The 11,943-nt window shown below is 45.9% G+C and carries 9 protein-coding genes and 1 pseudogene; 6 read left to right on the forward strand and 4 right to left on the reverse strand.

Annotated elements, in window-relative coordinates:
* Positions 1–792: 792 nt before the first annotated feature.
* On the reverse strand, positions 793–1,401 hold the full coding sequence (locus tag NSS87_RS02965) for a superoxide dismutase (RefSeq protein ID WP_042184652.1): 609 nt from the start codon (positions 1,399–1,401) through the stop codon (positions 793–795).
* A 479-nt stretch (positions 1,402–1,880) separates the two neighbouring features.
* Here NSS87_RS02965 and NSS87_RS02970 point away from each other — a divergent pair, with 479 nt between their 5' ends.
* The 5 genes and pseudogenes from NSS87_RS02970 (at position 1,881) to folE (ending at position 5,352) form a co-directional block, all read left to right on the forward strand.
* A complete protein-coding gene (locus NSS87_RS02970) occupies positions 1,881–2,300 on the forward strand; it encodes a GNAT family N-acetyltransferase (RefSeq protein WP_036676822.1) in 420 nt (139 codons plus the stop codon).
* A gap of 190 nt (positions 2,301–2,490) precedes the next feature.
* The gene (gene lepB, locus NSS87_RS02975) at positions 2,491–3,099 is read left to right on the forward strand and encodes a signal peptidase I (protein ID WP_339244627.1); all 609 of its coding nucleotides are present in this window, start codon (positions 2,491–2,493) and stop codon (positions 3,097–3,099) included.
* 35 nt (positions 3,100–3,134) lie between these two features.
* Positions 3,135–4,289: pseudogene (gene queG, locus NSS87_RS02980) on the forward strand (tRNA epoxyqueuosine(34) reductase QueG); the annotation flags it as partial.
* Between the two features lie 172 nt (positions 4,290–4,461).
* The gene (locus tag NSS87_RS02985; protein WP_042123938.1) at positions 4,462–4,713 is read left to right on the forward strand and encodes a YneF family protein; all 252 of its coding nucleotides are present in this window, start codon (positions 4,462–4,464) and stop codon (positions 4,711–4,713) included.
* Positions 4,714–4,758: 45 nt separating this feature from the next.
* Positions 4,759–5,352: a GTP cyclohydrolase I FolE gene (gene folE / locus NSS87_RS02990; RefSeq protein WP_076285879.1), complete on the forward strand. Its 594-nt coding sequence runs from the start codon at positions 4,759–4,761 to the stop codon at positions 5,350–5,352.
* A 121-nt stretch (positions 5,353–5,473) separates the two neighbouring features.
* On the opposite strand, the gene NSS87_RS02995 is transcribed toward folE, so the two are convergent.
* Together NSS87_RS02995 and NSS87_RS03000 are read right to left on the reverse strand one after the other, a co-directional pair.
* The gene (locus NSS87_RS02995) at positions 5,474–6,652 is read right to left on the reverse strand and encodes a Fe-Mn family superoxide dismutase (RefSeq protein WP_339244629.1); all 1,179 of its coding nucleotides are present in this window, start codon (positions 6,650–6,652) and stop codon (positions 5,474–5,476) included.
* A gap of 187 nt (positions 6,653–6,839) precedes the next feature.
* Positions 6,840–7,880 carry an alpha/beta fold hydrolase gene (locus NSS87_RS03000; RefSeq protein ID WP_042184661.1) on the reverse strand — a complete coding sequence of 347 codons (1,041 nt, stop codon included), beginning with the start codon at positions 7,878–7,880 and terminating at the stop codon, positions 6,840–6,842.
* A 271-nt stretch (positions 7,881–8,151) separates the two neighbouring features.
* Between NSS87_RS03000 and NSS87_RS03005 the strand changes: the two genes are divergently transcribed.
* Positions 8,152–8,895 (forward strand): IclR family transcriptional regulator, encoded by a 744-nt coding sequence (locus tag NSS87_RS03005; RefSeq protein ID WP_042184662.1) that lies wholly within the window; start codon positions 8,152–8,154, stop codon positions 8,893–8,895.
* A gap of 132 nt (positions 8,896–9,027) precedes the next feature.
* On the opposite strand, the gene acnA is transcribed toward NSS87_RS03005, so the two are convergent.
* The gene (gene acnA, locus NSS87_RS03010; protein ID WP_042184665.1) at positions 9,028–11,769 is read right to left on the reverse strand and encodes an aconitate hydratase AcnA; all 2,742 of its coding nucleotides are present in this window, start codon (positions 11,767–11,769) and stop codon (positions 9,028–9,030) included.
* Positions 11,770–11,943 lie beyond the last annotated feature (174 nt).

Below are 11,943 nucleotides of genomic sequence, written 5' to 3' on the forward strand. Positions count from 1 at the left end.
CTGAAGTAAGCAAAGTACGCTGAAGTCGATGAGTAAGAAACGCATCCAAAGTCTCTGGAGTAGGAAATATGTTAAATGCGTCGATTGTGCTGAGCGAGTTGAATATGTAGATGTTTAAGATGTGATGAATGCGTCGATTGTGCTGAGTGAGTTGATACAGTTTGATGTGTTGAATATATAAGTTATGTGTGAAGAGAGAGTGGCGTACGCATCTAAACATGATCACTTATCTCATCCCCGTGGTCAGTTTAAAGGGAATTCCTCCCTATAAACTGCCTGTGGGGATCTGTTTTTGATCTTTTTAGGGAAAAACTCCCTTTAATTTGGGTGAATACCTGTATTATGCTCCAATATGGATGATTTAGAGGGAGGATTTCCCTAATTACTCGTATTTAAGTGTTTATGAGCAGAATTAGAGGGAGTTATTCCCTAATTAGAAGCAGAATGCCTCATTTAGGCGTCTTTCCAACAGCGGTACGATAAAGGGCAGTCTCGTTCCACACTCATTGATCTGCATTCAAGCGGCGTAAAAAAGCGATGTCCGAGGATAATGATCTACTCTATTTGTTTCTAACGAACCCTGTTTCTAACGAACCCTGTTTTTAACAAATCTGCTTCTAAACGAAATTAGTCTCAAACAAACTCTCTACACACCCACCCAAATAAACGACCCAAACACAAAAGAAGGTATCCCTTAGCCATAACGGCTCGGAGATACCTTCTTTGTTTATACTTAGTTAAGCGGTAAATCCACAGCCTTGAAGGCTATGACTTTATCCGTAATTTAATTCCTTATTTCGCGCTTTCGTAACGTTTGCCAACTTCTTCCCAGTTTACTACGTTCCAGAACGCTTTGATGTAATCAGGGCGTTTGTTTTGGTAGTTCAGGTAGTAAGCGTGCTCCCATACATCAAGTCCGAGGATTGGAGTAGCGCCTTCGCTGATTGGGTTGTCTTGGTTAGGTGTGCTTGTTACTGCCAGTTTGCCATCTTTAACAACTAGCCAAGCCCAGCCACTGCCGAAACGAGTAGTTGCTGCTGCTGCGAAATCTTCTTTGAATTTTTCGAATCCGCCTAGTTCACTATCAATAGCTGCTGCAAGTGCGCCAGTTGGTGCGCCGCCGCCGTTTGGTCCGATAACTTCCCAGAACAAGGTGTGGTTAGCGTGTCCGCCACCATTGTTACGAACAGCAGTGCGGATAGCTTCTGGTACAGCGTTCAGATCTGTAAGAAGTTCTTCGATGCTTTTGCTTTGCAATTCAGGTGCCTTTTCCAAAGCTGCGTTCAGATTAGTCACATATGTGTTATGGTGTCTATCATGGTGAATTTCCATCGTCAAAGCGTCGATGTGTGGTTCGAGTGCGTTGTTTGCATAAGGAAGTGCTGGTAATTGAAATGCCATGGAAAAATCCCTCCTGAGTATATTAGAATTTGTATAGATAAAGAACTTCGGCGGTTTATCGTCAAAATTCTTTATTGTTGATATGTACTATAGGGTATCTCCCAATAGGATACTTTAATTAAACAGTATCTGGATCAATAATGCAACACTAAACAAACATAAATGTTTATAAAGTATGATGGGAGTGTAAACAGGATCATCAATTGTATTTAAAATGTTAAAATAAAGAGCCGTCACCCCATAGACATAACTCTTTATAATTACCCTTATAATGAAACAATGAATCTCAGCCAAAATGTAAACGCTTGATATTAAGCGCTTTCAAAAGAAAAATGATGATATCACGAGAAAAGTGTGCTTTAATAGATTTAAAAGCAGGTATTCCTCGGTATTTGATGCTTTTTTTTATTTTCTCAATGTTAAGGGAACCCCTTCTTTTTGTTAAATTCATAAGCCATAGACAAGGGAGATTTTAAAGAATGCACGTTCGTTCCTTTCAATTAAGCGACGTTAGCCCTGTGACTGATTTGCTGCAAACAGCATTATCGGAAGAATGTTTCGAGAACACTATCGAGCCTTTCTCCAGGCAGCTTTCATGGGATTCAGATCTCATTGTAGTTGCGGAAGATGAAGAAGAAATTGTTGGAGCACTGATTGGTACGATTGAGAAAAACCACGGTTGTTATTTCCGGATTGCTGTACATCCTGATTATCGCCGCAGAGGAGTCGGTAGAAGTCTGGTATCGGCTATGGAATCCAGGTTTCAAGCTCGTAAGGTTAGTGGTATCTACGTAGCCGTCGATGAGCATAATTCTTTTGCATTGCCATTGTATGAAGCAATGGGATATAGCGAGAATCAAATTTTTAAATCTGTCCGGAAGCTGAGCATTGTTGGGTAATTTTGATCACTCAGATGCGTAAGCGGAAACATTTACTAAATAAAGAACTATAGTTGATGATATAGTCTGTTTCATTCATACTCAAGCGTATTTTCCAGAAGTCCATTACTAATGGCTGGGAGATATGCTTTTTTATTGTTATAATATCTGCAAGTATAGACATCAATAATTGAGAATAAGAGGTGACATATTGAGTCAGGAGTCCCAAGTAGAGTTCATGCGTAATCGGAAGCAAAGACATAGATCGTCCAGATCAAACAAAGGCTTTGGTGGTCGTTTGGCCGCGGAATTGAAGGATTGGTTGCTTACAGCGGTAGTTGTCTTTGCGGTAATGTCGGTTCTTAATATTTTTGTGTTCAATATATCAACGGTTAAAGGTCAGTCTATGCAGCCAACGCTTGTGGAAGGTGAGAGGCTCTTTATTAATAAGCTTTCATTGATGTTTGTAAACCCAAAACACGGGGATGTCGTCATTCTTCATGATCCTAGCACGGGGCCTAGCCGGAAGGACTTTTTAGTGAAACGAGTCATTGGTATACCTGGAGATATCATAGAAGTGAAGGATCACCAGTTATATGTGAATGGAAAAATAGTGAATGAGCCCTATATCGATACTGAGATTGAAGACCCGGATTTCGCTGCGTTAACTGTGGAGAGCGGAAACTATTTTGTCATGGGAGATAACCGTCATGCTTCAGCAAGCAAAGATAGCCGTTATTTCGGCTCCATCCCAGAGGACATGATTGTAGGCAGGGCGGATTATATCTGGTGGCCGCTGTCTAAACTGAAAGGGCTATAAGAATTATATCGATAACATGAAAGGAGAAGGCGGAAATGAACAATACATTTCAGTCACCGTATGCTCCCCCGCCTTCCAAGTGGGCACAGCTTAAAGCGGAGATTCAGGAGGCTGCGACGTCACTCGGTATTGATGATATCGGGTTTACTACAGCAGAGCCTTTTTTATATCTGAAAAATATTTTGCAAGACCACCGAGACAAAGGATATGAATCTGGTTTCGAGGAACCGGATCTGGATAAAAGGACAATCCCCGCTCTGAGCTCTGGGGACAAGCCCTTATCTATTATTTCAATTGCTGTGGCCTATCCTTCCAAAATGGAGAATCCTCCGAAGTCTGAGCCAGGTGCACGAAGAGGTATTCTCGCCCGAGCATCATGGGGCAGGGATTATCATCATGTGCTGAGGGAGGCCTTAAGTAAGTTAGAGGACTTTATTCATGAGCGTGTGCCGGAGGCTGTGCTGGAAAGTATGGTCGATACCGGTGTGCTGGTAGATAGAGCGGTTGCGGAAAGAGCAGGAATAGGCTTCAGCGGCAAAAACTGTTCTATCATCTCACCCAAATGGGGATCCTGGATTTATCTAGGGGAGATGGTTACGAACATTCCTTTTGCTCCGGATGAGCCTGTTGAGGAAGGCTGCGGGGAGTGTACCAAGTGTATTGATGCTTGTCCAACCGGTGCACTGGTGGGGCCGGGTCAGCTTAACGCGCAGGCTTGTATTTCTTTTCTGACGCAGACCAAAGGATTTCTGAGTGATGAATACATGACCAAGATTGGCAATCGTCTATACGGCTGTGACACCTGCCAGATTGTATGTCCCAAGAATCGAGGGAAGAACTGGAATCATCGCCCTCAGATGCTGCCTGATCCTGAGATCGTGAAGCCATTGTTAATGCCAATCCTGGATCTTAGCAACCGTGAATTCAAAGAGAGATTCGGAAATAGCTCTGCTGCCTGGAGAGGCAAAAAGCCGATGCAACGAAATGCGATCATCGCTCTCGGTAATTTCAAGGAAGTAGAAGCGGTGCCAAAGCTAACAGAAATTGTTCTGAAAGAGTCGCGGCCTGAGATGCGAGGCACTGCTGCTTGGGCGCTGGGACGCATCGGTGGTGAGGAGGCTCTAGCTGCTGTTGAATCGGCTTTAGAGCGCGAAGAGCATGACACGGTAAAAGAAATGCTGAGCCGGGCACAGGATGTGCTCCTTACTGCGAAGCAGGCACGAGAGGACAGCGATGTTTAATGAAGGAAAAAGATCATAGACAGGTTGCATATTCCCAATTGCTGTCCAGTTCTCGAAATGCTATGATAGATTCGCGTGCCATATGGCGATGCAGACAATAGAGTGTAGAGGTGGGCTTTAGATGAATATCGCATTACCTATTATTACATTGGTCGTAGGTCTCATCGGTGGATTTTTTATCGGTGTGTATTATCTGCGCAGACAAATGACAACTATGCAGAATGATCCCGAAATGCTGCAAAAGGTTGCGAAACAAATGGGTTATAACCTGAATGGGAAACAAATGCAACGTGCCCAACAGATGATGAAGAATCAGAACCAGACAGGCGCCCGACCAGGAGCAGCTAAAGGGAATAAACGTAGAAGTAAGTAACCGGGTCCGGATAGAAATTATACGGGTGCGGAAGGGGGAGACATCATGGGGAACATCAATGAATACGTGAACGGTAAAGTATCAGAGAACCGTGAGCAAATCGAGTATCACGTTGAGAAAATATTAGAATTAATCGGTGAAGATACCGGCCGCGAGGGACTGCTTGAAACACCAGCACGTGTTACGCGGATGTACGAGGAGATATTCGGCGGTTATTCGATAGATCCCCGCGAGGCGCTCGGTGTTACTTTTGATGAGTCTCATGAAGAGCTAGTGATCGTGAAGGATATCGTCTATTACAGCCAATGTGAGCATCACATGGCTCCATTCTTCGGTAAAGTGCATATTGGATACATTCCGAGCGGACGGATTGCCGGGCTCAGCAAATTAGCTCGCCTAGTTGAAGCAGTGAGTCGGCGTTTGCAGGTTCAAGAGCGCATTACGACGCAAATTGCGGATATTATGACGGAGGTACTAAGCCCTCACGGCGTTATGGTCGTTGTGGAAGGTGAACATCTTTGTATGTGCGCACGTGGAGTGAAGAAGCCAGGAAGTAAGACGGTAACCATGTCTACTAGAGGGGTCTTCCGGGAGGATGCCGCCGCTCGTGCGGAGTTTCTGAACTTGATTAAAGAATAGTATATAGAGGTGTCTATGCCTCGAAATTAGAAGGACCCATCATTCACTTTTTGTGAACGATGGGTCCTTTTGGGTCAATATAAGCGAATAGAAGTGATGTCTTCTACGAAGTGGTAAGAGATCAGTAAGGCTTCCATGCAAGTTTACTGGCAGCGGCATAACGCTCTGACACATATGGCCAGTTGACGACCTTCCACCAATCGTTAATATAATCCGCACGATTATTCTGATGTTTCAGATAGTAGGCATGTTCCCATACATCCAAGGCCAAGAGCGGAACAACGTCCCATTGCGATAAATTTTGATGTTTTTCCGCAGTGAGAATTTCTAGTCTATGGCTACGTGGGCTCCAGACGAGAATGGCCCATCCGCCACCTTCTACTTTATTCGCAGCTTCGGTGAACTGTTTCTTGAAGCTTTCATAGCTTCCAAAGCTTTGTTCTATAGCTTCTAGTAAAGCACCTGTTGGGCGGCCCCCACCTTGCGGAGACATCACGTTCCAAAAGATCGTGTGAAGATAGTGGCCTGCACCATTAAAGGCTAATTCTCTCTCCCAATGTTTAACGAGATCGAAGTCACCGTTCTTACGGGAATCTGCTAATTTAACTTCAGCCTTGTTTAATCCATCTACATAACTTTGATGGTGCTTATCGTGATGAATTCTCATCGTCTTTTCGTCAATATAAGGTTCTAGTGCATTATAGGCGTAAGGCAAGGGAGGTAGCGTATGGCCGCCAATGGGTACCGCGTCGTTTTTATCGCGGATATCAGGAACAGTGTCAGTAAAAGTAGAAAATCCATCATTCCGCATGGTATCGTCTGTATCGATGTTTACGACATAATCCTCTGTATAATCGCGCATGACTTGTGATAGCTTTCCGGGCGAGCTGAGTGTCTGCAGTACGGCTAGGAAGTATTCTGATTCGCGAATAATATGCAGAATCACAGTAGTTGCAAGGGGGACGGCTTTGACCGCTGCGCTACTCTCCATGATGGCAAAGAGCTGCCGGACGAACTCTTGGGATTGATTGCAGGAGATATGTAGCAGTTTCTCCGTTTCCGCAGTGAGTTCTGCCTGTGGCGGAGGAGAAGCGGAAAGGGCAGCATTCAATAGCTGCTGTGCCGCCTGCTCAGTTGCACCAAAAACAACGGCCCATTCATCGAGGAGTTTCACATAAGGGTCCTCTAATTTAGGTACGATCGCTTTGATGACTTCGGTATGCTCTTTCTCTTGTGTTTTCCAAAATACGATTTCTTCCAGAATACGTACTGGCAGCATCGGCCCGTATACATATAGCATGCCAAGAAAACCTCCCGTGATATGTCTTTATCAGTCCATTATATGAACGGTCTTGGAAGGTTATGAAGAACATAAACTTAGAGTGCCTCTTTGGCTTCTTTCTTTCCTGGGGATGAAAACAGCCTCTTCCTAGGGCGCGTTCTTTCTGTCCCTGGAAGAGGCTGTTTGTATGGTTATTAGCGCTTAGTTAATTACTTGCCATCGCTGGCTGATCGCCATTATTATTTTTGGCCAGATGGACATTCCCTAAAAAAGCGGAGACCCGCCGCAAATACTCACGGGGATGCTCGCGGAACAACAGCTCATGATGACTACCCTCGATGATCCAGGAATCAGAGAACGGATTGTTCTGATTTGCTGCTAGTTCTTCGGCAATAGGATAAGGGGCTTTATCGTCTTTGGTTCCATGCATGAAAAGGATAGGGAAAGGATAATCTTTGGATTTAACCTTTGCATAAGGAATCTGATCTAGTCCCGTACCGTTCAGTACCGGGAACAGCATTTCCATGATCGCCAGGGAAGGCTGGCGTGGCAGATCGATATTCTGCTTAATATTATGATACAGCGTGTCTGGTTCTAGCAAAAAGGTACTGTCCAGAATCATCGCGTCGATGTCCTCAGATACTAATCCTGCCTGCAGTGCTGTGCCAGCCCCCATGGAGAAGCCCCAAACAACGAGCTCTTTAGCCCCACGTTCCTTCGCGAAATCAATGGCGCCTAGAAGCTGCTGGGATTCTTTTTTGCCGCCGGTTGCAATATCCTTATTACCTTGGGCAGCAAATCCGTAATCAAACATTACGACATTGAAATTCAGACTGTGTGCATAGTGAGCGAGATCGTACATAGGTACCCAAGACTCTTCGCGGTTGGCACCATAGCCATGACTGAATACGATAGTCTTAGTGGCATCCTTGGCTGGAATATACCAGCCGTTCATCAGGCGACTGCCATCCTTAGCTGGGAAGGTTACATCCTCGTAGGCGAGGCCTTTGGCCATCATAGGATTGGAGTACAGTGGCGCGACGGTTGGATTGGATAGCACCCAAGCGATGTAGCCATGAAGCGAGACAAAACAAAATGCTAAAAAGAAAAATATAGATAATAGCAATGCAACGATAATATGCTTAACACGGATCATCCGCAGCGATAGTCGTGATGAACTGCCCTGTTTAGGTAGTTTAGGACGACGGGAGACTGACGTGCCGGCTCGGCTGGTTGTCAGATCCATAAGGTCCCCTCCTAAGTATGATGTGAGTACTAGTGCCTAGGATAATTTGTCGAAAATGATACTAAAGCATTAGTATATTTAATATGTTTATCGTAAGTTGAAGCACTTACAAAGTCAATGAATTGGACCGTTTTGTAATGTAACTGTAAAGTGCGGACCAGTCTTTTTCGGCTCAGTGAATATACTGGACTTTCCGTAGAGTTTTGCACTAAGATAGAGTTAGTTATAATGTAACCGCGTTTCATTTGATGAAACACGAAGGGGGATTACTGTGGAGGACCGAAAGCTTACGGTACGCGCGGTAGAACGTGCGCTTGATATATTACTTTGTTTTACGCAGGACAGAGATTTAGGGTTAACGGAGATCGCATCAAAGATTGACTTACATAAGAGTACAGTCCACAGATTGCTGGCAACACTAGAGGAAAAGGGCTTTCTTATTCGCAATCCGGCGACAGAAAAATACAGGCTGGGTATACGAATCTGGGAGTTGTCGACGCATCTGCCTGCTTTTGACGAGTCGGCAGCGGTATTGCTGCCATCTATGGAACGGCTGAGAGATCGACTCGGAGAGACGGTCAGCCTTTACTTACGGGATGGTATTGAACGCGTACGTATTCAGGCGGTACAGAGCCAGCAAGCGATTCGTAGAGTTGCACAGATCGGTGCGAGGCTGCCATTATCCGTAGGGGCGTCGAGTAAGGTGTTAGCAGCGTATGCACCACCTGAGGTGTTGAGAGAGCTGCTGGAGAGTTCGGAGTGGCCGGATTACGTTGAGAAGAGTGTATACAAAGATCAGCTTAATGAGATCATCCGGCTGGGGTATGCTACGAGTTTCGAAGAACGTGAGTCTGGTGCGGCCGCTGTGGCGGTACCAGTCACAGGCCGTAGTGGAAATGTGATTGCGGCGTTATCGCTGTCAGGGCCGGTCAGCCGCCTGTCTAGGGACACGTTAGTAGAGTATGCCGCCATCTTGAAGGAAGCAGCAAGTGAAATGGGCATGATGATTCCATAGCCCAACATGAGAAAAACGGCCAGTCTCCGGATGATCGGAGGCTGGCCGTTTAATATCCAAATATAATAAGACAAGGGAGTGTCTCTAGCCTTAATGGCCAGAGGGCACTCCCTTGTGCGTCTTGCGATAAACCTATTCTACCGATACAGCCGAAGAATCTGTGGCATCCGCCAGCATTTGACGAAGTACAGTTTGTAGAATACCACCATTGCGATAGTAATCAATATCAACCGTACTGTCGAGGCGTGCTGTGACAGGGAAATCGAACTGAGTACCGTCTTCACGGGTAGCGGTAACAGTTAGATCTTGGCTTGGCGTCACCTCGTTATCGAGACCTGTAATGTTGAAGGTCTCACGTCCGGTCAGTCCCAAGCTGCTCCAGCCGTGGCCTTCCTGGAATTGCAGAGGAAGCACACCCATACCAACCAGATTGCTGCGGTGAATCCGCTCAAAGCTCTCAGCGATAACAGCTTTAACACCCAACAGAAGCGTGCCCTTGGCAGCCCAGTCACGTGAGCTTCCTGTGCCGTATTCTTTACCGGCGATAACGATGAGATTCTGTCCAGCGTCCTGATACAGCATGGAAGCGTCATAGATGGACATGACTTCATCGCTTGGCAGGAAGGTTGTAACTCCGCCTTCTGTACCTGGAGCTACTGCGTTACGAATCCGAATATTAGCGAATGTACCACGCATCATGACTTCATGATTTCCGCGGCGTGAGCCGTAGGAGTTGAAGTCTGCACGTTCTACACCATGATCGCGTAAATATTCGCCGGCAGGACCAGAGGTAGAGATATTACCTGCAGGTGAGATATGGTCGGTGGTTACGGAATCAGCAAGCAACGCCAGAACGCGTGCATCCTTGATATCCTTGATGTCTCCCAGACCGTCTGCCAGATGTTCAAAGAATGGCGGATTCTGAATATACGTGGAATTATCATCCCACTCATACAGCTCGCCTTGTGGAACAGGGATAGAATTCCAACGTTCATTAGCAGTGAATACATTCTCGTATTTACGACGGAACATCTCCGGACTAAGGGAGAGACCGATAGCTTCACGAATTTCAGCAGTAGTTGGCCAAATATCCTTCAGGAATACTGGCTCACCTTGTGGATCAAATCCGAGCGGTTCAGTCTGCAAATCGATATTTACAGTGCCAGCCAGTGCGTAAGCAACTACGAGCGGCGGTGAAGCCAAGTAGTTGGCTTTGACCTGAGCATGTACGCGGCCTTCAAAGTTACGGTTACCGGAGATTACAGCAGCTACGGTCATATCGTTATCAGTGATGGCTTGGCTAACCTCTTCAGGCAACGGACCGGAGTTACCGATACAAGTAGCACAGCCATATCCCGCCAAGTAGAAGCCCAGTGCTTCAAGTGGCTTCAGCAAGTCTGCTTTTTCCAAATATTCAGTAACAACCAATGATCCTGGAGTCAAGCTGCTCTTAACGTATGCTGGTTTGGTCAGACCACGTTCCACAGCTTTTTTCGCCAAAAGACCTGCACCAAGCATAACGCTAGGGTTAGAAGTATTCGTACAGCTTGTAATCGCTGCGATCACGACCGCGCCTGTGCTTAGCTTGCTTTTGGTGCCATTTTTATGTTCTATTTCTACAGCTTGGGCGATTTTCTCATCGCTGAGACCGTAACCGCCTTTGTCTACAGGTGTACGGATAATACCTTCGAAATTTTCTTTCATATGCGTAAGTTCGATCCGGTCTTGCGGACGTTTTGGTCCAGCCAAGCTTGGAACGACAGAAGCTAGGTCAAGTTCAATTACATCGCTGAACTCAGGATCTGGCGTATTCGAAGTGCGGAACATGCCTTGTGCTTTGTAATAAGACTCAACGAGCTCTACCAGATCATCTGGACGACCTGTGCTGCGAAGATAAGCAAGTGTCTCTTCATCTACAGGGAAGAAACCGATCGTTGCTCCGTATTCTGGCGCCATGTTAGCAACCGTTGCCCGGTCAGCAAGACTGATGTTAGCAAGACCAGGACCGTAGAATTCGACGAATTTGCCGACTACGCCCTTTTTACGCAACATTTCAGTCACTGTCAGAGCCAAGTCTGTTGCTGTAGCCCCTTCGATAAGACTGCCTGTAAGCTTGAAGCCCACTACATCTGGTGTAACAAAATAGAGCGGTTGTCCGAGCATACCTGCTTCAGCTTCAATACCGCCTACACCCCAGCCCACAACACCAAGTCCATTGATCATCGTAGTGTGGGAGTCCGTTCCAACAAGGGAATCTGGATAAACGACAGTTTCACCATCGATAGTTTTAGTGGTGGCTACGGAAGCCAAATACTCCAAATTCACCTGATGCACGATACCGGTAGCTGGAGGAACTGCACGGAAATTATTGAAAGCGGTCTGTGCCCAGCGAAGGAAACGGTAGCGTTCCTCGTTGCGCTCAAACTCCACGTTCATATTGTATTCCAAAGCGTCTGCCGTACCGAAAGCATCAACCATAACAGAGTGGTCAATTACAAGGTCAACGGGAACGAGCGGGTTGATCTGTTTAGGATCTCCGCCGGCTTTCTTTACGGTGTCACGCATAGCTGCCAGATCTACGACTACCGGAACACCGGTAAAGTCCTGAAGTACGATACGAGCAGGGATAAACGGAATTTCTTTATTGCGATCAATGTCGCCTGACCAATCAGCCAATTGTTTCACATGTTCTTCTGTAATCGCCCGTCCGTCAAATTGACGAACAGCCGCCTCAAGTAATACTTTGATCGAGAAAGGAAGGGAAGAGATAGAGCCCAATCCTTGTTCCTCAAGGGAGTTAAGATCATAATAGCGATAAGATTTGCCACCTGATTCCAGGGTGCGGGCCAACGAGAAATGATCCTTGCTTGGCATATGTGCGCCTCCTTGTTTCATCTATTGAAACTCAATTTCACATTGCATGTTATTTAATTATAACGGTTACAAAGAGGGGAGTAAAGTTTTTTTTCCTATATATAAAGCCCGAATATCGCATCTCAGAAACCATTTAGAGTTACCTCTAAAACGTAAGCTATAAGCAAAGCATAT

This window comes from Paenibacillus sp. FSL F4-0243 (genome assembly GCF_037963295.1).
Lineage (GTDB): Bacteria > Bacillota > Bacilli > Paenibacillales > Paenibacillaceae > Paenibacillus_AQ.